At 62.5% G+C, this 24,443-nt stretch carries 24 protein-coding genes and 1 tRNA gene; 10 read left to right on the top strand and 15 right to left on the bottom strand.

What is annotated here, in order from left to right:
* The first annotated feature begins 12 nt into the window (after positions 1-12).
* Genes DUT91_RS05030 through deoA form a run of 4 tightly spaced genes read left to right on the top strand, consistent with a single transcriptional unit; the run spans position 13 to position 3,301 of the window.
* Positions 13-408 (top strand): cytidine deaminase, encoded by a 396-nt coding sequence (locus DUT91_RS05030; protein ID WP_114439645.1) that lies wholly within the window; start codon positions 13-15, stop codon positions 406-408.
* A 6-nt stretch (positions 409-414) separates the two neighbouring features.
* Positions 415-1,218 carry a purine-nucleoside phosphorylase gene (locus DUT91_RS05025; RefSeq protein ID WP_114439271.1) on the top strand — a complete coding sequence of 268 codons (804 nt, stop codon included), beginning with the start codon at positions 415-417 and terminating at the stop codon, positions 1,216-1,218.
* On the top strand, positions 1,215-1,985 hold the full coding sequence (gene deoC / locus DUT91_RS05020; protein WP_114439270.1) for a deoxyribose-phosphate aldolase: 771 nt from the start codon (positions 1,215-1,217) through the stop codon (positions 1,983-1,985). Before DUT91_RS05025 ends, deoC begins: the two co-directional genes overlap by 4 nt.
* Before the next feature lie 2 nt (positions 1,986-1,987).
* A complete protein-coding gene (gene deoA, locus DUT91_RS05015; RefSeq protein WP_114439269.1) occupies positions 1,988-3,301 on the top strand; it encodes a thymidine phosphorylase in 1,314 nt (437 codons plus the stop codon).
* Positions 3,302-3,405: 104 nt separating this feature from the next.
* On the opposite strand, the gene DUT91_RS05010 is transcribed toward deoA, so the two are convergent.
* Positions 3,406-3,939 carry a hypothetical protein gene (locus DUT91_RS05010; protein WP_114439268.1) on the bottom strand — a complete coding sequence of 178 codons (534 nt, stop codon included), beginning with the start codon at positions 3,937-3,939 and terminating at the stop codon, positions 3,406-3,408.
* A gap of 10 nt (positions 3,940-3,949) precedes the next feature.
* The gene (gene upp / locus DUT91_RS05005) at positions 3,950-4,576 is read right to left on the bottom strand and encodes a uracil phosphoribosyltransferase (RefSeq protein ID WP_114439267.1); all 627 of its coding nucleotides are present in this window, start codon (positions 4,574-4,576) and stop codon (positions 3,950-3,952) included.
* 306 nt (positions 4,577-4,882) lie between these two features.
* Here upp and ubiE point away from each other — a divergent pair, with 306 nt between their 5' ends.
* The 5 genes from ubiE to DUT91_RS04980 all read left to right on the top strand — a co-directional run bounded on the left by ubiE (position 4,883) and on the right by DUT91_RS04980 (position 10,232).
* Entirely contained in the window at positions 4,883-5,686 is an 804-nt protein-coding gene (gene ubiE, locus DUT91_RS05000; RefSeq protein WP_114439644.1) for a bifunctional demethylmenaquinone methyltransferase/2-methoxy-6-polyprenyl-1,4-benzoquinol methylase UbiE, read from the top strand.
* Positions 5,687-5,704: 18 nt separating this feature from the next.
* On the top strand, positions 5,705-7,282 hold the full coding sequence (gene ubiB, locus DUT91_RS04995) for a 2-polyprenylphenol 6-hydroxylase (protein ID WP_114439266.1): 1,578 nt from the start codon (positions 5,705-5,707) through the stop codon (positions 7,280-7,282).
* Positions 7,283-7,350: 68 nt separating this feature from the next.
* Positions 7,351-8,745: a bifunctional phosphopantothenoylcysteine decarboxylase/phosphopantothenate--cysteine ligase CoaBC gene (coaBC, locus tag DUT91_RS04990; RefSeq protein WP_114439265.1), complete on the top strand. Its 1,395-nt coding sequence runs from the start codon at positions 7,351-7,353 to the stop codon at positions 8,743-8,745.
* 130 nt (positions 8,746-8,875) lie between these two features.
* Entirely contained in the window at positions 8,876-9,337 is a 462-nt protein-coding gene (locus tag DUT91_RS04985) for a carboxymuconolactone decarboxylase family protein (RefSeq protein ID WP_114439264.1), read from the top strand.
* Positions 9,324-10,232 carry a sigma-70 family RNA polymerase sigma factor gene (locus tag DUT91_RS04980; protein ID WP_245419555.1) on the top strand — a complete coding sequence of 303 codons (909 nt, stop codon included), beginning with the start codon at positions 9,324-9,326 and terminating at the stop codon, positions 10,230-10,232. Before DUT91_RS04985 ends, DUT91_RS04980 begins: the two co-directional genes overlap by 14 nt.
* Here the strand turns inward: DUT91_RS04980 and DUT91_RS04975 are convergent.
* From DUT91_RS04975 to DUT91_RS04965, 3 genes are all read right to left on the bottom strand, one after another.
* Positions 10,229-11,029: an APH(3')-II family aminoglycoside O-phosphotransferase gene (locus DUT91_RS04975; protein WP_114439263.1), complete on the bottom strand. Its 801-nt coding sequence runs from the start codon at positions 11,027-11,029 to the stop codon at positions 10,229-10,231. The genes DUT91_RS04980 and DUT91_RS04975 overlap by 4 nt on opposite strands.
* 21 nt (positions 11,030-11,050) lie before the next feature.
* Positions 11,051-12,634: a peptide chain release factor 3 gene (locus DUT91_RS04970; RefSeq protein WP_114439262.1), complete on the bottom strand. Its 1,584-nt coding sequence runs from the start codon at positions 12,632-12,634 to the stop codon at positions 11,051-11,053.
* A gap of 101 nt (positions 12,635-12,735) precedes the next feature.
* Positions 12,736-13,350, bottom strand: coding sequence for an HdeD family acid-resistance protein (locus DUT91_RS04965; RefSeq protein WP_114439261.1), 615 nt, complete (start codon positions 13,348-13,350; stop codon positions 12,736-12,738).
* Positions 13,351-13,553: 203 nt separating this feature from the next.
* Between DUT91_RS04965 and DUT91_RS04960 the strand changes: the two genes are divergently transcribed.
* Entirely contained in the window at positions 13,554-15,014 is a 1,461-nt protein-coding gene (locus DUT91_RS04960) for a phospholipase D-like domain-containing protein (RefSeq protein ID WP_114439260.1), read from the top strand.
* Here the strand turns inward: DUT91_RS04960 and DUT91_RS04955 are convergent.
* The 10 genes from DUT91_RS04955 to DUT91_RS04910 all read right to left on the bottom strand — a co-directional run bounded on the left by DUT91_RS04955 (position 14,986) and on the right by DUT91_RS04910 (position 24,386).
* A complete protein-coding gene (locus DUT91_RS04955; RefSeq protein ID WP_200834902.1) occupies positions 14,986-15,837 on the bottom strand; it encodes an endonuclease/exonuclease/phosphatase family protein in 852 nt (283 codons plus the stop codon). The two genes, DUT91_RS04960 and DUT91_RS04955, sit on opposite strands and share 29 nt — an antisense overlap.
* Before the next feature lie 148 nt (positions 15,838-15,985).
* Complete coding sequence (locus DUT91_RS04950) at positions 15,986-16,732, bottom strand: sulfite exporter TauE/SafE family protein (protein WP_114439258.1); 747 nt, start codon at positions 16,730-16,732, stop codon at positions 15,986-15,988.
* Between the two features lie 174 nt (positions 16,733-16,906).
* Positions 16,907-16,993, bottom strand: a tRNA-Leu gene (locus DUT91_RS04945).
* 159 nt (positions 16,994-17,152) lie between these two features.
* Positions 17,153-17,773 carry a 2,3-bisphosphoglycerate-dependent phosphoglycerate mutase gene (locus DUT91_RS04940; RefSeq protein WP_114439257.1) on the bottom strand — a complete coding sequence of 207 codons (621 nt, stop codon included), beginning with the start codon at positions 17,771-17,773 and terminating at the stop codon, positions 17,153-17,155.
* Between the two features lie 35 nt (positions 17,774-17,808).
* On the bottom strand, positions 17,809-18,669 hold the full coding sequence (gene dapB / locus DUT91_RS04935) for a 4-hydroxy-tetrahydrodipicolinate reductase (protein WP_114439256.1): 861 nt from the start codon (positions 18,667-18,669) through the stop codon (positions 17,809-17,811).
* The gene (locus tag DUT91_RS04930; protein ID WP_114439642.1) at positions 18,666-20,477 is read right to left on the bottom strand and encodes an ABC transporter ATP-binding protein; all 1,812 of its coding nucleotides are present in this window, start codon (positions 20,475-20,477) and stop codon (positions 18,666-18,668) included. The genes dapB and DUT91_RS04930 overlap by 4 nt, the downstream gene beginning before the upstream one ends.
* Positions 20,478-20,659: 182 nt before the next feature.
* Complete coding sequence (locus tag DUT91_RS04925) at positions 20,660-21,691, bottom strand: glucokinase (RefSeq protein WP_114439255.1); 1,032 nt, start codon at positions 21,689-21,691, stop codon at positions 20,660-20,662.
* 76 nt (positions 21,692-21,767) lie between these two features.
* Positions 21,768-22,154 (bottom strand): methylglyoxal synthase, encoded by a 387-nt coding sequence (locus DUT91_RS04920; RefSeq protein WP_114439254.1) that lies wholly within the window; start codon positions 22,152-22,154, stop codon positions 21,768-21,770.
* Between the two features lie 122 nt (positions 22,155-22,276).
* Positions 22,277-23,293: a penicillin-insensitive murein endopeptidase gene (gene mepA, locus DUT91_RS04915; RefSeq protein WP_245419596.1), complete on the bottom strand. Its 1,017-nt coding sequence runs from the start codon at positions 23,291-23,293 to the stop codon at positions 22,277-22,279.
* 220 nt (positions 23,294-23,513) lie between these two features.
* A complete protein-coding gene (locus tag DUT91_RS04910; RefSeq protein ID WP_114439252.1) occupies positions 23,514-24,386 on the bottom strand; it encodes an SDR family oxidoreductase in 873 nt (290 codons plus the stop codon).
* Positions 24,387-24,443: the final 57 nt, after the last annotated feature.

Below are 24,443 nucleotides of genomic sequence, written 5' to 3'. Positions count from 1 at the left end.
GGAATGATCGTCATGTCCAAGGATTTGTTTGACGCAGCCCATGCCGCAATGCAGAAATGCCATGCGCCCTATTCGAAATTTCCGGTGGGCGCGGCGTTGCGCACTCGGGACGGCCGCATTTATTCTGGCTGCAACATCGAGGTGATTTCTTTTCCTGAGGGCTGGTGTGCGGAAACGACCGCGCTCTCGCATTTCGTCATGGGCGGCGGCGGCGAGATATCCGAAATTCTCGTTGTGGCGGAGAAGCTCGAGAAATGTCCGCCTTGCGGCGGCTGCCGCCAACGTCTGGCCGAATTTGCCGGGCCGCAAACGCCGCTTCATCTGTGCGACAGCACCGGCGTGGTAGAAACGGTGCGGTTGGGAGACTTGCTTCCTCACGGTTTCAAGACCGACGTGATTGGAGGGTAGGAGCAGATGGAGAACACCGTCAGCCGCATAGGCGCCGCGCTTGAAGAGGCAAGGCTCGCCCCGAAACTCGCTGTGGTGCTCGGCTCAGGCTTGGGTCCCCTCGTTGACGTGGTGGAGGACGCGCTGCGCTTTTCCTATGCGGACTTGCCAGGTTTTCCGGTGAGCGGCGTATCCGGCCATGCAGGCGAACTGGTGGCAGGGCGGCTTTCGGGTAAACCCGTTCTCATCCTCTCGGGCAGGGCGCATTATTACGAGGAGGGCAACGCCGCCGCCATGCGCCCGGCGCTGGAGACGCTAAAGAGCCTGGGCATCGAGACATTGATCCTGACCAATGCCGCCGGCTCCGTGCGCGAAGACCTTGCCCCGGGCAGCGTCATGTTGATCGACGATCATATCAACTATTCCGGCCTCAACCCACTGATCGGAGAGCTTTCGGATGAGCGTTTCGTCGGCATGACAGCCGCCTATGATGCCGGTCTCAAGCAAGCTTTCGAAGATGCCGCGGCCAAGGCGGGGGAGACGTTGCCGCGTGGCGTCTATATGTGGTTCTCCGGCCCGTCCTTCGAAACACCGGCTGAAATCCGCATGGCGCGGGCGCTTGGGGCCGATGCGGTAGGCATGTCGACCGTGCCGGAAGTCATCCTCGCTCGATTTCTGGGGCTTCGCGTCGCCGCCTGCTCGGTCATCACCAATTTGGGCGCTGGCATGACCGGGGGCGAGCTGTCGCATCAGGAAACCAAGGATATGGCCCCCATCGGCGGCAGACGCCTGCAAGCCATATTGCACCATCTGATCGGAGAGATCGCATGACCCCAGCCGACCGCAAATCGCTAGCGCTCCGCGTATTGCCGCTGATCGACCTGACCGATCTTGCCGAGGATTCGACGCCACAGGCGGTCGCGGCGCTCAGTGCCAGGGCGATCACGCCCCATGGCCACACGGCTGCCATCTGCATCTGGCCTCGGTTCATCGAAACCGCCAAGGCGCTTTTGCACGGCACCGGCGTACGGATTGCGGCCGTCGTCAACTTTCCCCATGGCGGCACGGATATCGATGACGTGCTGGCCGAGACGGAGCAGGCGATTGCCGATGGGGCCGACGAGATCGACCTCGTGCTGCCTTACCGCGATTTTGCGGCGAACGGCGCAGTCCTTTCCAGGCAGATGATCAGCTCCGTGAAAAAACTGTGTGGCCGCAAGGTGAAGCTCAAGGTCATTCTCGAAACCGGCAGGCTGGCGGATGATGCCTTGATCGAGACGGCTTCGGAAGTCGCGTTGGAAGAGGGCGCAGATTTCATCAAATCCTCGACCGGCAAGGTGGAAATCAACGCCTCGCCGCATGCCCTGCGCATCATGCTGGAAGCGATCCGCGAATTCCGCCGCGATGCCGGCGTCAAGCCCGCCGGAGACATCCGAACGTTGGAGGAAGCGGCCGGGTATCTTGCTCTCACCGACGAGATCATGGGCGAGCGGTGGGCGACGCCGGAGACCTTCCGCTTCGGCGCTTCCGGTTTGCTCGATGATGTGCTCGCGGCACTAAACGGCAGCGGCAGCGCCGCAGCCTCGGCGGATTACTGACCATGTTGCCCCAGGAGATCATTCGCGCCAAGCGTGACGGCAGGGTGCTCGGCGCAGATGAAATCGCCTTTTTCGCCAGTGGCATCGCCTCGGGCACGGTCAGCGAAGGCCAGATAGCTGCGTTCGCCATGGCGGTCTTCTTCAACGGCATGAGTCGTGACGAGGCCGTGGGGCTGACACTCGCCATGCGCGATTCCGGCGACGTGCTCGACTGGTCCGCACTTGATGGCCCCGTCGTCGATAAGCATTCGACGGGCGGCGTCGGCGACAATGTCTCGCTGATGCTGGCGCCGATCGTCGCCGCCTGCTGCGCCTATGTGCCGATGATCTCCGGCCGCGGCCTTGGCCATACCGGTGGCACGCTCGACAAGATGGATTCGATTCCCGGCTATGTCAGTCAACCGGACAAAACGCGCTTCATCAGCACCGTACGCGCGGCCGGCTGCGCCATCATCGGCCAGACCGCCGATCTCGCGCCCGCCGACAAGCGTTTCTATGCAATCCGAGACGTGACGGCGACGGTGGAGTCCATCCCGCTGATCACCGCTTCCATCCTGTCGAAGAAACTCGCCGCCGGCTTGCAGGGGCTGGTGCTCGACGTCAAAACCGGTAACGGCGCGTTCATGACGAAGACGCGAGATGCGACGGCCCTTGCCGAAAGTCTCGTGGCAGTCGCCAATGGCGCCGGTCTCCCGACGACGGCGCTGCTCACCGATATGAGCCAGCCTCTGGCGCTCGCCGCCGGCAACGCCGTCGAGGTCAGGAACGCCGTCGATTTCCTGACCGGCGACCGGCGCGATGCACGGTTGCTGGAGGTGACGCTTGCGCTCGCTGCCGAAATGCTGGTCATCTCTGGGCTGGCGCAAACGCCGCGCGAGGCGATGGAAAAAGCGCAGATGGCACTGGAGAGCGGCCGGGCAGCGGAAACCTTCGGGCGCATGGTGGCGCTGCTGGGCGGTCCCGCCGATTTCGTGGAGCGCCCGGCGCACTACCTGCCCGCAGCGCCCGTCACGCGGGAAGTTCCGTCGCCCCAGAAGGGCTTTGTCGGCTCGATCGAGACGCGCGCCCTGGGCCTCGCCGTCGTCGCGCTCGGCGGCGGCCGCACGCGGCCGGAGGACACAATCGACCACGCGGTCGGTCTGACCGCCCTGCAGCCCATCGGCGCCGAGATCAATCCGGGCGAGCCGCTGGCGCTGGTCCACGCCCGCGACGAGGCCGCGGCTGAAGCGGCGGTCCGCTCGGTTCAGGCCGCCTACGGCTTCGTCCCCCTCCGTCCCCGCCCCATCCGCCCGGTCAAGCGCCGGATTGCGGAGTGATGGGCCTGAATTCCAGAGCAGCCATCTCCCTCACGCGGGGGAGATGGCCAGCAGGGCAGAGCGGGGCGCTGTCCCGCAGCGTTTCCACTTCGATCTGAAATGCGCTAAAGCGTCGTCAGCATCTCTTTCCAGATGCTCCGCCAGTGCTCGATCTGGGCTTCTGATGGCAGGTTTTCGTGGCCGATACCGAGCCCGGCCTTGTCGGGTGTCTTCTGGTAGATATGGACGTTGACATGCGTGCCGTCGCCAAGCCGGCATCGCCAGTAACGCCATTTCTCGGTCCGGCTTGTCTCCGGTCCATGCGAAACCGGGATGCCTCCGATCTCGCTACGGCCCTCCATCAGTCTTGACCACTGCTCAAGCACCTCATCCATCGTCCCACCAACGGTCTTCGTCAGGGAAAGCTGGAATGTGCCGTCGCTCTTCTGCCCGGGAATGCGCCGTCCGATATGCTGTTCATAGGCGACGGTCACCGCCTGCGCCCACCAGCCGGAGGCCAGTCCGGCCTGAACGATCCTTTCGGCGATCTCCTTGTGGGAGAGCGTCTCGGCGTCGATAGAGCGGAAATATGCCAGCCAATCCTCGAAAGACCGTCCGGTGGCCTTCTCGATAGCTGCAATATTGCTCCGCCGGGCCATGGCTGGCTCCCTATTTCGTCCCATACATGCGGTCGCCCGCATCGCCCAGGCCCGGCACGATATAGCCCTTCTCGTTCAAATGGCTGTCGATAGCGGCGGTGAAGACGGGAACATCAGGATGCGCCTTTGTAAAGCGCTCGATGCCTTCGGGTGCCGCGAGAAGGCAGAGGAAGCGGATATTGGTGGCGCCGCGCTCCTTCAGCTTGTCGATCGCTGCGATGGCTGAATTGGCGGTGGCGAGCATCGGGTCGACCACGATGATCAGCCGATTGACGATGTCCTCCGGCGCCTTGAAGTAATATTCGATGGGCTGCAGCGTCTCGTGGTCGCGGTAGAGCCCGATATGGGCGACGCGCGCCGCCGGCACCAGATCAAGCATCCCTTCGAGCAGGCCGTTTCCGGCGCGCAGGATGGAGGCGAAGACCAGCTTCTTACCTTCCAGCGTCGGCGCATCCATCGCCGTCATCGGCGTTTCGATCCGCATAGTCGTCAGTTCCAGGTCCCGCGTTACCTCGTAGCAGAGCAGCAACGAGATTTCCTTGAGCAGGCGCCGGAAACTCGCCGTCGAGGTCTCCTTCTTGCGCATGATGGTGAGCTTGTGCTGGACAAGCGGGTGACCGACGACTGTAACGCCCATGACTGCTACTCTCTCTACAAACAACTATTTTTCCGAGACCTTAGCGGCAGGCGGCAGGCGTGGAAACGGCTGCATTCGCCGCACGCACAGTTTTATGCCTGCTTTTGCCCGCGAGAAGCCTCGCTCGTCCCGCATCGAAACATGGCGGTGCCTGCTTGTATCGCCCGTTGCAAGCTTTATATCGGTGTCATCGCGCATGAATCCCGGAAGTTGACAGGCTTTCCGGAAAAGATCATGGGTTGAGACGAAGACTTGTGCATGATGGCTGCTCGAGCCGGATTCATCACGCAATGGACAGGTGACGGTATGAGCCCAGAACACGGCAATGAACAGGGCGCTTCGGACCGGGTCGGCGCCAGGGGCGGCATGGAAAAGTCCTTTGGCTTCCGCAGTGTCGGCGAAGACGAGAAGCAGGGACTGGTCAACGAGGTCTTCCATCGGGTGGCCTCCCGCTACGACGTCATGAACGATCTGATGTCGGCCGGGCTCCACCGCGTCTGGAAGGACGCCATGGTGAACTGGCTTGCGCCGCCCAAGCGCGAGGGCTGGCAGGTGCTCGATGTCGCAGGCGGCACCGGCGATATCGCCTTCCGCATTCTGGAGGCCTCCAACCGCAAGGCGCGCGCCACCGTCCTCGACATCAATGGCTCGATGCTCGCGGTCGGTCACGACCGGGCGGTCAAGAATGGGCTTGCCGATAACATCGAGTTCGTCGAGGCCAATGCCGAGGAATTGCCCTTCGCGTCCGACCGCTTCGACGCCTATACCATCGCCTTCGGCATCCGCAATGTGCCGCATATCGACCGGGCGCTTTCGGAAGCCTACCGCGTGCTGAAGCCGGGCGGCCGCCTGCTTTGCCTCGAATTTTCCGAAGTGGAGATGCCGCTGCTCGACCGCATCTATGATAGCTGGTCGTTCAATGCCATTCCTCGCATCGGCCAGATGGTCGCAGGCGACGGCGATTCCTACCGTTATCTCGTTGAATCCATCCGTAAATTCCCCCGCCAGGCTGATTTCGCCGCGATGATCCGTACCGCCGGCTTCGAGCGCGTCACATGGCGTAATTATTCCGGCGGCATCGCAGCACTCCATTCCGGCTGGAAACTCTGACCACATGAGTGTCGTTTCATGAGCAGTCTCGCCGCCGCCTTCCGGCTGATCCACGCTGGGTGGATCATGACACGTGAGGGCGTTATCACCGCGCTGCCAGCCGACGGGCTGACCGGTTTGCCGGCGTTCGGCCATCGCATCGCCGGACTTCTGGCGCGCCGTCGCATCCGCACGACCAAGCGTTCCGAGCGCATGTCGCGCGCGATGAACCGGCTCGGGCCCTCCTATGTCAAGCTCGGGCAGTTCTTGGCGACGCGTCCGGATATCGTCGGGCGCGACGTGGCGTTCGATTTGGCGCTGTTGCAGGACAAACTCGACTATTTTCCGCAAGAGGCGGCGATCAAGGCGGTGGAAGGCTCGCTCGGCCGCCCGATCGACGATCTTTATGTCAGCTTCGGTCTGCCGATTGCTGCTGCGTCTATCGCCCAGGTTCATCCGGCGGAAGTGGCGCGTGAAGGAGTACCCCATAAAGTCGCGGTCAAGGTGATCCGCCCCGGCGTTCGCCAGCGTTTCGCTCGCGATCTCGAAAGCTTCTTCATGGTGGCGCGGCTGCAGGAGCGGTACATGCCGGCGTCTCGGCGCTTGCGCCCTGTCGAAGTGGCGCAAACTCTCTCCCAGAGCACCCGCATCGAGATGGATCTGCGGCTCGAAGCCGCGGCTCTTTCGGAAATCGCCGAGAATGTGAAGGATGATCCCGGCTTCCGCGTGCCGACGGTGGATTGGGAGCGCACGGGTCGCGACGTGCTGACGCTCGAATGGATCGACGGCGTCAAGATGTCCGATGTCGAGGGTCTGCGTGCCGCCGGTTACGATCTGGTCCAACTCGCCGAGACGCTCATCCAGTCCTTCTTGCGCCACACCCTGCGCGACGGCTTTTTCCATGCCGATATGCATCCCGGAAATCTGTTCGTAGATCCGCAGGGCATCATTGTCGCCGTCGATTTCGGCATTACCGGCCGTCTCGGCAAGAAGGAGCGTCGTTTCCTCGCCGAAATTCTCTATGGCTTCATCAAGCGCGATTACCGGCGCGTCGCCGATGTGCACTTCGAAGCTGGCTATGTGCCGCATCATCACGATGCCGCAAGCTTCGCTCAGGCGATCCGCGCCATCGGCGAGCCCATCCATGGCCAGTCCGCCGAAACCATCTCCATGGCCAAGCTCCTGACCCTGCTTTTTGAGGTGACGGAACTCTTCGATATGCAGACGCGGCCGGAGCTGCTGCTGTTGCAGAAGACCATGGTGGTGGTCGAAGGTGTATCCCGTTCGCTCGATCCGCATTTCAATATGTGGAAGGCGGCCGAGCCTGTGGTGAGCGACTATATCAAAGAAAATCTCGGGCCGGTCGGCATCATCGCCGATGCGCGCGAAGGCGGCTTTGCGCTCCTGCACCTGTTGCGCCAGACACCCGACCTTGCAAGGCGCTTTGAGCGGATTTCCTATCAGCTCGACAGAATGGCTGAAAACGGCCTGCGCTTCGAGCGGGAAACAACTGATGCTGTCGGCCGGGCGGCAGCGCGCGGCTCGCGTTGGAGCCGAGTTGCGCTTGCTTTGATTGCACTTGCGGTCGTTGGCGTTGCATTCGGCTTCCATCTCTAGAAAAACTGGCTTAGATTGATGGCAATGATTGCGCTGTGGCGCATTCCCTTGAAAGGAATTGCAATCAAATGGCCAGCATCACCATTCGCAATCTCGATGGCGCGATAAAGGAACGGCTCCGCCTGCGCGCCGCCCGCAATGGCCGCTCGATGGAGGAGGAGGCGCGCGTGCTCCTGGGCCAAGCCGATACCCCCGACTTGCCTGTCCAGCCCGCATCCCTGAAAGCGCAAAGCCCCATTTCCAGCGGAACGTTGGCGGGAAAGCGACTGCTGCTCATCATAGGCGGCGGCATCGCAGCCTATAAATGCCTCGATTTAATCCGCCGCCTGCGCGAGCGCGGCGCTTCCGTGCGCCCCATCATGACCAAAGCCGCGCAGCAATTCGTCACGCCGCTTGCGGTCGGTGCGCTTGCCGCCGATCATGTCTTCACCGATCTCTTCTCCCGAGAGGATGAGCAGGACGTCGGCCATATCCGCCTGTCGCGCGAGGCGGATCTGATCGTGGTGGCGCCCGCCACCGCCGACCTGATGGCGAAGATGGCCAACGGCCTTGCCGACGATCTGGCCACCGCCGTGCTTCTTGCCACCACCGCACCGGTGCTTGTCGCTCCCGCCATGAACCCGCTGATGTGGGACCATCCGGCCACGCGGCGCAACTGCGCCACGCTGGCGCGCGACGGCATCCGCTTTATCGGCCCCAACCGCGGCGAAATGGCGGAAAGCGGCGAGGCGGGCGAGGGCCGTATGGCCGAGCCACTCGAAATCACCGCCGCGATCGAGGCGTTCTTCAAGCCGGCTCATATACCGTTAGCCGGCAAAACAATCGTCGTGACCTCCGGTCCGACGGTCGAGCCGATCGATCCTGTGCGCTACATCGCCAACCGCTCCTCGGGCAAGCAGGGCCATGCCATCGCGGCAGCCCTTGCGCGGCTGGGTGCCACCGTGCGCCTGGTCTCCGGTCCGGTATCCATGCCGGACCCTGAGGGCGTTTCGGTGATCCATGTCGAGACGGCGCGCGAGATGAAGGATGCGGTCGAGCAACTGCTTCCGGTCGACGCAGCCGTCATGGTCGCCGCCGTCGCCGATTGGCGGGCCGAAGCGCAAGCGGGCCAAAAGATCAAGAAGCAGCCGGGGGCCAAGCCTCCGGTGCTGCAGATGGTGGAGAACCCAGATATCCTCGCCGGGATAGGCCATCACGCCGAGCGCCCGCGCCTCGTCGTCGGCTTCGCCGCTGAAACGCAGGATCTTCTCGCCAATGCCCGAAAGAAGCTGGAGAAGAAGGGGGCCGACTGGATCGTTGCCAATGACGTATCCCAGGCAAGCGGGGTCATGGGCGGCGACCGCAACACCGTGCGCATCGTCTCAAAGCTGGGCATCGAGGAATGGCCAGACATGAGCAAGGACGAGGTGGCGGCCCGCCTCGCCGGGAAAATCGCAGAAGCGCTGGAAATCATCGAGACATGAACCGTGACTATCAGATGTAAGATCGCTGGGCTGCGATATCGAAAAAATGATCGGCTACACCAATCCCATGTCACATTCCGCCACGCTATCTCGTCTAGGCATCGCATAACCTCTGATTTGGAGACATGAGATGAAACCGAGAATGAATCCCTTCGCCGTTGCGCCGCAGATCATGCAGGCGATGCTCGACATGGAAAGCAAGACCGCGAACAGCGGTCTCGACGAGACGATCCGTCACCTTGTGAAGATTCGCGCCTCGCAGATCAATGGCTGCGCCTATTGCATCCATATGCATACGCGCGAAGCTCGTGCGCATGGCGAGACCGAGGAGCGCATTTATCTGCTCGATGGTTGGCGGGAATCGCCGCTTTATACCGATCGCGAGCGTGCCGCTCTCGGCTGGACGGAAGCGCTGACGCTGGTGGCCCAGACGCGGGCGCCGGATACGGATTACGAAGCGCTGAAAGCTCAATTCAGCGATGAGGAAATCGTCAAGTTGACGCTCGTGATTACCACCATCAACGCGTGGAACCGCATTTCGGTGGGCTTCCGCTCGATCCATCCGGTGGAAGCGGTTCATGCAGCCGCATGACGCTTCTTCGCCGATGGCCCCGGATGATGCCGGGGCCATCTTCGAGGCCCTGCGCCCGCGGCTGATCCGCATTGCCTACCGCATGCTCGGATCCGTCGCCGAAGCGGAGGATATCGTGCAGGATGCCTGGCTGCGCTGGATGGGCACGGACCAGGCCTCCGTGCGCGACCCACGCGCTTTTCTCGCCCGCATTGTCACGCGGCTGTGCCTCGATCATATCAAATCGGCGCGCGTGCGCCGGGAAACCTATCCCGGCACATGGTTGCCCGAACCCGCCATCGAGATGGCGCAGGACGAGGGCGACAATCTTACATTGACGCTGATGATGGCGCTGGAGCGTCTTTCACCGCTGGAGCGCGCGGCCTTCCTCTTGCATGATCTCTTCGATATCGGCTTCGACGAGGTGGCAAAGGCCATCGGCCGCGACCCCGTCACCTGCCGCAAGCTTGCAAGCCGCGCGCGGGAGCATGTGCGGGCGTCCGCGCCGCGCTTTCCCGTGGCCGAAGAGCATGGCCATGATATCGCGGAGGCGTTTTTCCACGCTTCGCGCAGCGGTGACGCGACAGCGCTACAAAGCCTGCTCGCGCAGGATGTCGTGATCTATTCCGATGGCGGCGGCACCAGGAAAACGGCGCTCAACCCGATTTTCGGACGCGACAAGACGATCCGCTTCTTCCTCGGTGTGGCTGGCAAAGTGGAAGGGCAGATGCCGTCCATCCACCGCATCGGGCGTATCGATGGACTGCCCGGCATCCTTACGCTTGAAGAGGACGGAATGCCGCAGACGATAGCGCTCGCAATAGAGAACGGGCAGATCACCGCCATCTATGTCATGCGCAATCCGGACAAGCTGCGCCATCTGCGGATTGTGCCGGACAATGATCACATGAATTAGAAAAACTCGTCCAGCAGCCGGTAATAGGCGGATTTAGCTTGGTCTATCTCCGGCCCGTCATAGGCTTCGAGGAAGGGCTGTACCCATTTCTCGCCTAGATTGTAGCGAATGCTCCAGCAAGCGAGCGCCAGATCCTGGTGCCGGTCGGCGAGGCCCAGCCGCCCGCAATCGATGAAGCCGGTGAGGCGGCCATCATCCGCCATGAAGTTCGGCAGACAGGCGTCGCCATGGGTGACGACGATATCCTCGTGCGTGGGCTTGAGACGGTAAAGCTCCTCGAGCAGGCTTTCCGCCGTGCGGCCCTCGCGCTCCTCGTCGAAATCCTCTTCATCGACTTCCCCGGCTGTCACGCGGAGACGAGCATCTTCAATGCGTATATCCAAGCGATGGTCGAAAGGGCAGGAGGCGGGATCGATCGCATGCAGGGTTTTCAGCGTGTCCGCGAGGATCCGCACGATGCGCTCCGGCGCAAGCTTTCCCACTGACGAGGCAAGGTCACTGCCGGGAAGCCGCGTCATCAGGAGCAGACTGCGTTCGGGCTGGATTTCGAAGGCCAGGACCTTCGGGCAGGCAAGCCCATGCTTCGCTAGCCATTCGAGCCGCGCGACTTCGCCGGCAAGCTCGCCTACCTGGCTCGCCGGTTCGATCTTCAGGACGAGTGCCGGCTGGGCCTCATGCTCCAGCAGCAGCACATGCGCCGAAGACTGGCCGAGCGCATCCCTCTGGCTGCGATAGCCCGTCAGGCGGCTTCGGAGTGGCTGCGGCAGGTCGAGCGCGGCCAATGCGGGATCGATCATGTTCCCCCTCATGAGGCAGTTTCAGGCTGCCTTGTCGCGCACCTGATAATCCTTGATGGTATCGAAGCGGATCGCCTTCCAGCGCTCGGCCTCGTAATTGAGCGAGAAGCCATTTTGCGCGAGAAACACGGGATCCCCGTCGAGATCGTGGGCGATATCGGCGCGGTGCGCGGCAACAAAGCGGGCGAGTTCCGCCGGGTCGTCGGCCGATATCCAGCGGCAGATCGAGAACCGCGACATCTCGAAGCCGACGGGTAGCGTATATTCAACCTTCAGCCGCTCGGTCAAAACGTCGATCTGCAGCGCGCCCACGACGCCGACGATAGCCGGCGAGCCGTCCTCGGGCAGGAACAGCTGCACCACGCCTTCTTCGGCCATCTGTTGCAGGGCTTCTTTCAGCTTCTTCGCCTTCATCGCATCGTCGAGCCGCACGCGACGCAGGATTTCAGGCGCAAAGTTGGGCACGCCACGGAACAATATATCCTCGCCCTCGGTCAGCGTGTCGCCGATCCGGAGCGTTCCATGGTTTGGTATGCCGACCACGTCGCCGGCGAAGGCCTCATCGGCGATCTGGCGGCTGCGGGCGAAGAAGAATTGCGGCGCCGAAAGGCTCATGGGCTTGCCGGTGCGCACCAGCTTCGCCTTCATGCCGCGCGAAAGCTTGCCCGAACAGACGCGCAGGAAGGCAATGCGATCGCGATGATTGGGGTCCATATTGGCCTGGATCTTGAAGACGAAGCCGGTCATCCGCTCTTCCGTGGCCTCCACTTTGCGCCTGTCTGCATCCTGCGCCCGCGGGCTCGGCCCAAAGTCGCAGAACGCTTCGATCAGGTCGCGCACGCCGTAATTCTTCAGCGCCGAGCCGAAATAGACCGGCGTCATATGACCCTCCCGGAAGGACGGGAGGTCGAAGGGACGGCAGACGCCCTGAGCCAGTTCCAGACTGTCGATCCATGCCTGGCGCTCGTTCTCAGGCAACAGCTTTGCCGCCTCTTCAGGCCCGCTGACCTTCGTCGGCTGCTCCTCGGCATCCTTCTGGCGCACGGTATTGTCGACGAGGTTGTAAGTCCCGGCGAAGCTCTTACCCGAACCGATCGGCCAAGTGATAGGCGCGGTATCGAGCGCCAGCTTCTCCTCGATCTCGTCGAGGATTTCGAGCGGGTCGCGGGCTTCCCGATCCATCTTGTTGATGAAGGTGACGATCGGAATGTCACGCATCCGGCAGACTTCGAAGAGCTTCAGCGTGCGCGGCTCGATGCCCTTGGCCGCGTCGATGACCATGACCGCGCTATCGACAGCCGTCAGCGTGCGATAGGTGTCGTCGGCGAAATCCTCGTGCCCCGGCGTGTCGAGCAGGTTGAAGACGCAGTCCTTGTATTCAAACGTCATCACCGAGGTGACGACCGAGATGCCGCGCTCGCGCTCGATCTTCATCCAGTCCGAACGCGTCTGGATGCGGTCCTTCTTGGCCTTCACCTCGCCGGCAAGCTGGATCGCGCCGCCGAACAGAAGCAGCTTCTCCGTCAGCGTCGTCTTGCCGGCGTCCGGATGGGCGATGATCGCGAAGGTGCGGCGTCTGGAAACGGGATGATCGGCTGCGGGCATGTGAAGGCTCGTTTCGGAATATGGAGTAAATACCGGGATTGCTGGCTTCTACCAGCCCGCAGCCCTTCCGTCGACCGTCAATTGCATCGCGGCGCGGCTCCTCAGCTTGCCTTTGCCGTCCCTGTCTTGGCAGGGGCGGGAGGAACTGTTCCGTTCCATTGCCTGATACCGAGGCCAAAGGCGATGAACGCCCAGCCTTGGAAGATCAGGTCGATCGCCAGGAATGCGCCGAGGATCCACAGGCTGTTGACCGGCCAGCCCAGCGCGATGACGATACCCGCCAGCGCCGTCAGCACGCCGGCTGCGACGAGCCAGCCCCATCCGGTCGCGGGCTTGCTCTGGACGCCGCTCCAGGCGCGCAGGAGCCCGGTGGCGATCAGGGCCGCGGCGAGCAGGAAGGTCAGCACCGCAGAGGCGAGGATGGGGTTGATGAAGGCGACGATGCCGGCGGCGGCATAGAGCAGCCCGCTCAGCGCCCAGAAAAGGAAGCTTTTCCAGTCCTTGACGCCGAAGGCATGGACGATCTCGATGATACCGCCAATCAGCATCAGCATCCCGATGAAATAAACCGAGGCGACAGTCGCGATGACGAGATTACCAAGCGCGATGCCGCCGAGGATCAGCAGCAGGATGCCTATTCCTGCGAACCAGCCCCATTTGCTTCTCAGTTCTGCCGGAATATTGATCTGCGAAGTCTGTATTGGTGCCGTCGCCATCCTGATTCTCCTGAAGAAGCGCAACAATACTTATAGTATACATGCGATTTCCCTGGATACTAGAGTGCCGTCTGTTGCGTAGACTGGCTTGCAGTGCTCTAAAGAAGCGAATTCCCAGATTGATATCCCGTTAGCCGAATACCGCTTCCGATTTTCCATCCCCTTTCCAAAGCCATTGATTTCGCGGATAAAGTCAGGCTGTCATGCTTGAAACAATTTCCACCCATTGGGCACAGATCCTCGCGGTCATCTCCGTCGTCATGGGCACGGCCGCCGCCATACATGCGACGATGACCAAGGAAGAGGTTCGCTCGGCCATCGGCTGGGTCGGCGTCATCGTGCTGTCGCCGCTCATCGGCACGCTGATCTATGCGGTCGCGGGCATCAACCTCATCCGCCGGTCGACGCTGAGCATGCAGCGCGCCGGAATGTCTGCTGTCGAGCGCCATCACCTGGCCGAATATGACGTGCCAGCCGATATCGTGGAGAATGATTTCGGCGGCGCCTTCGCTGCCATGAAGATATTGGGCGATCGCGTCAGCCGCTGCAAGCTTACCTCCGGCAACAGCATAGACATGCTGGAAACCGGCGATGCGGCCTATGCCGCCATGCTCGCCGCCATCAACGACGCCAAGCGCAGCATCCTTCTCGAAACCTACATCTTCGACAAGGATACCATCGGCATCCGCTTCGCCGATGCGCTGGTGGCGGCCGTTCGGCGCGGGATCGAGGTCCGCGTGCTGATCGATGCCGTCGGCGCGCGCTATTCGATCCCGAGCATCGTCGGCTATCTCCAGAAGGGCGGGGTCCCGGTCGATGTCTTCAACGGCAATATCATCATGGGCCTGCGGCTGCCCTATGCCAATTTGCGCACTCACCGCAAGATCCTCGTCATCGATGGCGGCGTGGCTTTTACCGGCGGCATGAACATCAGGGCCGGCTTCGATTCGAAGATTGTCGGCGCGAGCGCTGCCGGCGATACGCATTTCCGCGTCACCGGCCCGATCGTCGCCGATCTTTTCCACACCGCGCTCGAGGACTGGCGCTTCGCCACCGGCGAGTTGCTGGGCGGCGTGCCCTGGGCGGTCGTCTCGCCCGAAGCCGATCCCGGCACCGGTGTTTTCGCCCGGGTGGTGCCTTCCGGACCGGACAAGAGCCTTGAAAGCAATCACCGCATGATGATGGGCGCCTTCTCCGTCGCCAAGGATTACATCCGCATCATGTCGCCTTATTTCCTGCCCGATCGCGAACTGATCAGCGCCTTGGTCACCGCCGCGCGGCGTGGCGTGGCCGTCGACATCCTGGTGCCGGGCCTCAACAATCTGACGCTGGTCGACCATGCCATGACGGCGCAGTTCGACCAAATCCTGAAGGATGGCTGCCGCATCTGGCGGGCTGCCGGTCATTTCAATCATTCCAAGCTGATGGTGATCGACGGCGCCTGGGCCTATGTCGGCTCGTCGAACCTCGATCCGCGTTCCCTGCGGCTGAATTTCGAGGTGGATGTCGAGGTGTTCGACAGGGGTTTTGCCGCTGAGGTCGATGCGCGCATCCTTGCCGCGATGGAAGGCGCGAAGCCGGTCATCCTCAAGGAACTGCGCGCCCGCCCGTTCCCGAGGCGCCTGCTGGAGCGGGTTATATGGCTTGGGTCGCCCTATCTGTGAGCGGGCCGGTCCTGGACATAAACGACCCCAGATCGATATGCGCCTTGATCGGCAGATGATCGGAGGCGACGCGGGCAAGCGGCGTGTCATGTACCTCGACCGCCGTGACCAGATCATGCGGATGGCCGAGCACCCGGTCGAGCGCCAGCACCGGAAAGCGCGAGGGAAAGCTCGGTACCGCGCCGGAGGAGGGATCGAAGATCGGCAGCAGCGAGGCGAGCGACGAGCGCTTGCCGACGCGCCATTCGTTGAGATCGCCGATGAGCAGCGTCGGCAGCATTTCCTCCGCCTCGAAGGCGGCCATGATGGCCTCCGCCTGCTGCTCGCGCGAGCGCCTGAGAAGGCCGAAATGCGCCGCGATGATGCGCAATTGCCCGACGGCGAAATCGATATCGACCACCAGCGCGCCGCGCGGCTCGACGCCCGGCAGCTTGAGCTGGCTGACGTTGCGCACTGTCCCCTTGCGCGACAGGATGAGATTGCCGTGCCAGCCATGGCCGGTCGGCGACATGGCGTTGATCGGCACCGGCACGAGCCCGCTGGTCCGTTCAAGCCAGTCGAGGTCGAGCAGGCCCGAGCGGCGGCCGAAGCGCTTGTCCGCCTCCTGGATGGCGATCACATCCGCATCGATCTCGGTGATGACGCGCGCGGTGCGCTCTGGGTCGAACTGCTTGTCGACGCCGACGCATTTATGCACATTGTAGGAGGCGATGACGATGTCGCCGCTTCGCGTGTTGGCGGTAAGCGGCCTATGGCCGGGCCTGTTGCGAATGGCCGTCAGAATGCTTGCGGAGAGCTTTCCGTCCTTCAGCTTTCTTGGCACCAACGCTTCCCTTTTCGCCATCCGCGGATTTTACGATATGCCGCCAGAATAGTCGTTTCCGGCCGGTTGGTGCAAGCTTGACCGCGGAGCGCGCGGATTAATCCCAGCCCGACGGGTGAAGCGCCGTGCCTTCAATAGTGACCCCGCCCTAGAATATCCGGATGGCCGATGTCGCGATAATGACGATCGCCACTGCGATCATCAGCGGGCGAACCGGAACACGGCTGACCACATAGGCTCCGAAAGGTGCCGCGATAACGCCACCGACGATCAGCCCGATGGCGGCGTCCAACTGTGACCATCCGAGCATCGTGATAAAGGTGATGGAGATCGACAGCGTCACAAGGAATTCGGTCAAATTGGTGGAGCCGATCACCTTTTTCAGATCATGGCCGCGCCCGATCAGCGAGGTGGTCACGATCGGCCCCCACCCTCCGCCCCCCGCCGCATCGAGGATGCCACCGCCGAAGCCCACATAGGGAATGATCCAGTCGCGCACGTCGCGCGGCCAGAGCGGCCGGAAGGCCTTGAACAGGATATAGAGCCCGATGGCCATCAGATAGGCCGAAACCAGCGGTTCGATCGCCTTGCCGTCGATCTGCGTCAGGAGATAGGCCCCGATGATGCCGCCCGCGATCCCGGCTGGCGCCAGCCGCGCGACGAAATGCCAGTTTACATTGCGATGATAGGCGTGGGAGATGCCGGAGGCCGCAGTCGTGAACACCTCCGCCACATGCGTCATCGCACTCGCCGTCGCCGGCGGCACTCCGACGGCGAGAAGGCTTGTCGTCGACAACACCCCAAACGCCATGCCCAGCGCCCCGTCGATCATCTGCGCGCAAAATCCGATGAGAACGAAGGTGAAGAAATCGGCTGAGAAAAAATCGAATGACATGAAGCCCCTCGGTCGCTGAAATCAGCTCGGGAGAACTCTTTGTGCGGGGGAAGGTTCCGTCAAGGTTGTAGATGCGGAATCGATCAAGGATCGTGTAAGGGCTGAAAGAAAGTCCCACGAAAGCGGGATTTTTTATATTCTTCCGACCGGCTATTGACCAAGTCAAAAACCAAATGGTGCCCAGAAGAGGACTCGAACCTCCACACCCTTTCGAGTACCAGCACCTGAAGCTGGCGCGTCTACCAATTCCGCCATCTGGGCAACGGGGTCCCATGTAAGGGGCGGGCGGCGCTCTGTCAATCGGGTTCGGATAATATTATCCGGCTTTTATCCAAAGCATGATCCCGAAAAGTTGGCAGACTTTTCGGATTAAGATCATGCGGCTAAAAGAACCCGTTCGAGCGCCGCCCCCAACACTGCTTATCCCTGCAGCACCTCTTTCGAGGCGATGGTGGAATCGGCGTTGAGCTTATAGATGATCGGCACGCCGGTGCCCACTTCGCGCTCCAGGATTTCCTCGCCCGAAAGCCCTTCCAGCGCCATGATCAGCGCGCGCAGCGAATTGCCGTGGGCGGCGATTAGCACCGTCTCGCCGCGCAGCACATGCGGTTGCACGTCGTGCATGTAATAGGGCCAGACGCGGGCGCCGGTGTCGCGCAGGCTCTCGCCGCCGGGCGGCGGCACGTCATAGGAGCGGCGCCAGATATGCACCTGCTCCTTGCCCCATTTCGCCCGCGCATCGTCCTTGTTGAGGCCGGCGAGCTCGCCATAGTCGCGCTCGTTCAGCGCCTGGTCGCGGATGGTCTCGAGATCCGGCTGGCCCACCTCGTCGAGGATGTGCTGGCAGGTGACCTGTGCGCGCGACAGAAGCGAGGTGAACGCGATGTCGAATTTAAGCCCCGCCGCCTTCAGCCGCTGGCCTGCGTCCTTGGCTTCCGCGTGGCCGAGCTCGGTCAGGCCCGGATCACGCCATCCCGTGAAAAGGTTCTTCAGATTCCATTCGCTCTGGCCGTGGCGGACGAGGACGAGAGTGCGGGACATCGCATATGCTCCATGATTGAAGGGCAGGGGAGGGATTATTCGTTGAGGCCGAGAACGTCACGCATCGAGTAAAGGCCGGGCTTGCGCCCACGCGCCCAGAGCGCCGCCTTGACCGCGCCGCGCGCAAAGATCGTTCGGTCCTCGGCATGATGCGAAAGCGTGATGCGCTCGCCCGTGCCGGCCAGTATGACCGAGTGGTCGCCAATGACCGACCCGCCGCGCAGGGTGGCAAAGCCGATCGTGCCGTTTTCGCGCGCACCCGTATGACCGTCGCGGCCCCGCACGCTCTGCGAGGCCAGGTCGATGCCGCGCCCTTCAGCCGCCGCCTCGCCGAGGAGGAGCGCCGTTCCCGAAGGCGCGTCGACCTTGTGCTTGTGGTGCATTTCCAGGATCTCGATATCGAAATCGTCGGGGCCGAGCGCCTTCGCCGCCTTTTCCACCAGGACGGCGAGAAGATTGACGCCGAAGCTCATATTGCCCGACTTGACGATAACCGCATGGCGGGCCGCGGCGCGAATCTTTTCGTCGTCGGCCTCCGAGCAGCCGGTGGTGCCGATGACATGGACTATGCGCGCCTGCGCCGAAAGCATGGCGAATTCGACGGTCGCGGCCGGCGTGGTGAAATCGAGCACGCCTTCGGCGGCGGCGAAGACCGGCAACGGATCGTCGGTGATGCTGACACCGAGAAGGCCGACGCCGGCGACTTCGCCCGCGTCACGGCCGATATGCGGCGAACCGGGACGCCCGATCGCGCCGGCAAGCCGCACCCCGTCGATGTCGTGGATGGCGCGGATCAGCGTCTGGCCCATGCGCCCGCCTGCGCCGACAACCACCAGACCCATATCCCCGGATGAGGAAACGTCATCCCCGGGTGAAAAAACTTCCGCCTCGCTCATGCCTTGCTTCCCGCTTTTCCACGCACCCGTTTCGTCGCTGTCTTCCGGACTTCCGGAACCTTTTCGCCTGTTTCGCCCATATCGTCCAGCACCTGCCAGTCCGCGCCGCCCTGCAACTTGTGGAAGCGGGCATAAATGCTGTGGGGATCGGCCATCAGCGTTTCATGGCGGCCTTCCTCGACGACGCGCCCGGCCTCCATCACGACGATATGGTCGGCATTGACGATGGTCGACAGGCGATGGGCGATGACGATGGTGGTGCGGCCCTGCATGATGCCGTCGAGCGCCTGCTGCACGCGCTTTTCCGATTCATTGTCGAGCGCCGACGTCGCCTCGTCGAGCAGCAGGATCGGCGCGTTGCGCACGATGGCGCGGGCAATCGAGAGGCGCTGGCGCTGTCCGCCGGAAAGCGTCACGCCGTTCTCGCCGACCGGCGTATCGTATCCCTGCGGCTGCTGCAGGATGAAATCATGCGCATGGGCGAGCTTCGCCGCGGCGATGATCTCCTCCATCGTCGCGTCGGGCCGCCCATAGCGGATGTTGTCGGCGATACTCCCCTCGAAGAGATAGGGCTGCTGCGAGACATAGGCGATGGAATGGCGCAGCGACTGGTTGGTCACCCCGGCGATATCCTGCCCGTCGATGAGGATGCGCCCTTTCTCGATATCGTAGAAGCGCTGCACCAGCGCGATCAGCGTCGATTTGCCGGCGCCGGAAGCGCCGATGATCGCCGTCGTCTTGCCCGGTGCGGCGACGAAGCTGACACCATGCAGGACGGGCGCCACATCCGAATAGGAGAAATAGACGTCCTCGAAGCGGATCTCGCCCTTTTCGATATGGATTGGTACCGCGCCCGGCACATCGCTCTGCTTCGGCTCGGTATCGAGGATCTCATAGATCATGCGGGCGTTGACCAGCGCGCGCTCCAGCCCGACCTGCAGGCGCGCAAGGCGGCGGGCGGGATCGTAGGCGAGCAGCAGCGCGGTGATGAAGGCAAACATCGCGCCGGGCGGCTGCTGGTTCAAGATGGCGCGATAGCCGCCATAGGCGAGAACACCCGCAACAGCGAAGCCGGCGAGAATTTCGGAGAGGGGCGTTATGCGCTCGGAAACCTTGGCGATCTTGTTGCTGCGGCCTTCGGCCTGATCGATCAGCCTGCCAATCTTGGCGCGCAGCTGGTCCTCCATGGTGAAAGCCTTGACGATGGCGACGCCTTGCACGGATTCCTGCATTGCGCCCAGAAGATGGGAATTGAGATGCACGACTTCACGCGTCACCGTGCGGATGCGGCGCGAAATATAGGCAACCGCCAGAATGAGCGGCGGCCCGATTAGGAAGATCGCGGCTGATAGAATCGGGTCCATGTAGATCATCGTCGCGACAAGGGCGACCAGCGAGATCGCGTCGCGGGCTATCGAGGTGATCGTCATGTTGAGAAGGTCGCGAATGCCAAAAACATTCTGATTGATCTGGGCCGCGAGGTGGCCGGAGCGCATGTCGTTGTAGAAATCGAGCCCCAGCTTCATCAGATGGTCGAAGATGCGCTTTTGGTAGCGCGCCACCAGATTGTTGCCGATTTTAGCCAGTTCGACTGCTTGCACATAGCTGGAGAGCCCGCGCAAGATGAAAACGCCCATGATGGCGCCGCAGATGACCCATATCAGGCCGAGCTGTTGTTCGTAGAAGATCTTATCGATCATCGGCTTCATAAGATAGGCAAGCGCGGCATTCGACGCGCCGACAATCAGCAACGCCACGATCGCTACGATATAGCTCTTCTTATATTCCCGGGCATTCTCTAACATCATGCGCCGGATGACGCCTGTCGCCTCCGCGGGATCGATCTTCTTCTTGGCTCTGCTCACGGTCAGGATAGTCCCGAATATTGGCCGATATTGGCTTCGACGGTAAACGTCTCGCGTTCCCGACCGCCCCTATAGCCCCATTGCGCCGTTTTGCCTATGCCTGCCGGAAAATCCGGTCGCTTCGCTCACGCGCCCTTGCGCCAGCGCCGTCCCTCGGTCGGCACGCCGAAGCGCGATGGCGTGCGGGCATAGGCCGAAAGCCCGCTCAGCGCCGCCAACGGATGGGTGATGACATAGATCGGGATGGTCTTCATGATGTCCTCGTGCGGCGCCTTGTCCTCGAAGGCCGCGCGGAACGATGCGTCCTTCAGCGCCGGTATGATGCGCTGGACGATGCCGCCGGCCAGATAGATCCCTCCATGCGCGATGAAGGTAAGGGCGAAATCGCCCGCGAGCCGCCCGAGATAGACGACGAAGAGCTGCAGCGTCTCGCTGGCCTCCTTGGACGAGCCGTCGAGTGCCGCGCCGGTGATTTCGGCGGGCGATAGGAGATCAGGCGTAACGCCGTTTGCCGTGCACACGGCGCGGTAGATGTTCTGCAAGCCCCGTCCGCACAGAAGCTGTTCGGCGGAGATGCGCCCGTTGATGCGCTCGATATGCGGGAAGATCTCGAAATCGCGTGTCGTCCGCGGGCCGAAATCGACATGGCCGCCCTCGCCGGGAACCGGCACCCAGGTCTGGCGGGTACGAATCAGACCCGCCACGCCGAGGCCCGTGCCGGGGCCGAGCACGACGCGACTGCCGTTCGGCTCGCCCGTGCCGCCGCCGATCTTTTCCAGATATTCGCTCTCAAGCGAGGCGACGGCCAGCGCCTGCGCCTCGAAATCATTGAGGACGGTGATGTCTTCGAGACCCAGCGTCTGCATCATCTGCTTGGGCTTCACCACCCACGGGCAGTTGGTCAAGTCGATCTCGTCGCCGTCCACCGGCCCGGCAATGGCCAGCACCGCCGAGCGCGGCTGGATCGAGGTATGATCGAGCACGGCGCTCTGGATCGCTTCATCGATGGTGGCGAAATCCGCCGTCTGAAGGATCGGGAATTGTTTCGGCTCGGCATAGGAATCGACGAGGATGGCGAACCGCGCATTGGTGCCGCCAATGTCACCGACGAGGACCGGGAAACGCAGGATGCTGTCGGTATCGATGCTCGAGATCATTGTCATTTTTCCGTTTCGCTTCGGCCATTTTGCTTTTGCCGGATGTTGCCTCGCCCCGGGTCTTGTTGCGCTTGGTCTATTTCGTACCTGTCAGCTTCTCCACCAGCATTTCCGCCGTGGCGCGGTTCAGCGCCATCGGTATGTCGTAGACGCTGCCGAGCCGCGTCAGCGCCTTGACGTCTACATCGTGCGGCATGGGTGACAGCGGATCGATGAAGAAGATCATCGCCTGGACCTCGCCCTCGGCGATCATCGCGCCGATCTGCTGGTCGCCGCCGAGCGGTCCGCTTTTGACCCGCTTCACTATGAGAGACGGACAGGCATCCTGCACGAGCCCACCGGTCGTCCCGGTGGAAACGATCTCCCATCCCACGAGCCGGCTTTCATGGGCGCGGACGAAGGCGACCATGTCGTCCTTCTTCTGGTCATGCGCGATCAACGCTAGGCGTAATGGCTTCGACACGAGAAATCCATATCCGGAACAGGGCTAAATCGATTGAAGCCTATAGCGAAACCATCCCCTTTTGAAAAGGGCTGATCGCCCCTTTGCCCTTGAGCACGCTGCCTGTGCATCCAATTTTACAGTCAGTTCCGCGGCCGGGGAACCGGCAACGGAACGCTCGGGGCAGGCGCCGGTGGGGCAAAAGCCGCCGCCGGGACCGCCTGTGAAGCCGGAAGCGCCTCCGGAGCTGCATTCGGGGTCGTGGCTACCGCGTTGCCGACCGTGCCGAGACCAAACGTCACATCCGCGATGGAAGCGGGTCCCGGTTCGTCCAATATGCGCGCGCAGGTCGGGGGCAGATCCGACAGCATCATCGGCTTTCTTGGTTTCACGGGCTTTGGCGGGGTGGAGGGCTTGGCCGGCTTCCACGGCTCGTCGGTGAACCACCAGGCGAGAGGCTTGCCGCAGCCGTCATCATTCCTGTCGATAGGCTCCTGGGGCTTGCAGCCGGGCGAGCCGGGCTGACACGACATGCGGATGTGGAAATGATAGTGATGTCCCCAATAAGGACGAATTTTTGCCATCCAGCTGCGATCGCCGGTGACGGTATCGCAGAGTTTCTTCTTGATGCCGGGGTGGACGAAGATGCGCTCTACTTCCGGATAGCCCGCCGCCCGTTTCAGGAGCGCTGCGCGGGAAGGCGTCCAGATATTGGGATCGACATAGAGCGAATCACCTTTCAGCATCGAGACCGCGCTGACTTTCTCGCGTTCCTCGTCGGTGAACCGCCGCTTCGGCATGGGCGTCAGCCAGATATCGGCATCCAGGCCGACCTGGTGCGAAGCATGACCCGTCAGCATCGGCCCGCCGCGCGGCTGCGAGATGTCGCCGACGAGCAGGCCGGGCCAGCCGTCCTGCGCCGCTTCGCGAGACAGCTTTTCGAGGAGCGCGATCATGCGTGGATGGCCCCAGCGCCGGTTGCGCGACAGGCGCATTACCTGCCAGGTCGGCCCGTCCACGGGAATGGCCACGCCGCCGGCAAGGCAGCCCTTGGAATAGAACCCGACCGATTGCGGCGGGGCCACGGCCGGTAGCTTCTGGCTGCCGAATGCTTGCTTCGCCGGCTGGTCGGCGGCGAGAGCATCGCTTCCGTCGATCATCTCCAACGCCGTTCCCGCCGAGAGAAGGGCGGCAAACCCGATGCGGGTGAGGAGTTTTGCAGACATCGGCGATTTCCCCGTTTGGTCGCGAATATGACCCCGAAAATTGCTGGTATTGAAAAGAACGGCGCGAATCTGTCGCAATTTTGATGGCATTATGATGGCGCGGAGCTCTTGCGGCAATGCTTCGCACCGGTTGAACCGTGGCAAAGCTATGATATCAGCCTTTCCAGTTGCCCTCCCGCCACAGCGAGGTCAGGCCCTGCCGGTAGCCCGGATGGCGGAAGCGATAGCCGAGCTTCTTGATCGCGGCGTTCGAAACCCGCTTGTTCTCGCTGTAGAAGGAGCGAGCCATCGGCGAAAGCTCAGCCGTCTCGAACGTCACTTCCGGCGGCGGCTCGACGCCCATCATCTCCGCCGCGCAGGTCACCACATCCTGCGGTGGCGCGGGCTCGTCGTCGGTGATGTTGTAGATGCCTTCGGCGCTGCGCGAGGCGAGAAGCGCCAGGCTTCCCGCGATGTCGTCGACATGGATACGGTTGAACATCTGCCCCGGCTTGATGAGCCGCCGCGCCGTGCCGTTCTCAAGATTGATGAAAGCATTGCGTCCCGGCCCGTAAATGCCGGAAAGCCGCAGGATCGCCAGCGGCACGCTATGGGCGCTGGCGAGTTCCTGCCAGCTTCGTTCTGCCGCAAGGCGTTCGATGGAGCGCGCCGAAACCGGCCTGGGCGGCGTGTCCTCGCTCACCCATTCGCCGCCATGGTCGCCATAGACGCCGACGGTCGAGAGATAGCCGATCCATTCGAGCGCCGGGGCCGCGTCCCGCAGCAGGTTGCCGAAATGCAGCAGAACCGGATCGCCCGTCTTGGCGGGTGAGATGGAAACGACGAGATGCGTAGTGCGGCTCAGTTCTTCGACAATCTCGGCGGGAGCCGACGTGCCATCGAAGAGGAAGGGCGCGATACCCGCCCGCTGGAGAGCGGTGAAATTGTCCGCGGTCCGCGTCGTGCCGGCGATCCCCTCGGCTGTCTCGCCCATTTCGCGTGCGAAAGCTTGTCCGCTATAGCCCGCGCCGAAGATGAATATATGCATTCTACCCCTCTTCCCCCATTTTTTCTGTTAGAGCGCGCTGCGTCCCATTGGGCCCAC

It is taken from the genome of Paramesorhizobium salinisoli (genome assembly GCF_003335045.1).
GTDB lineage: Bacteria > Pseudomonadota > Alphaproteobacteria > Rhizobiales > Rhizobiaceae > Paramesorhizobium > Paramesorhizobium salinisoli.
The sequence above is the reverse complement of the archived record's forward strand: the minus strand, read 5'-3'. Positions and strand labels throughout refer to the sequence as shown.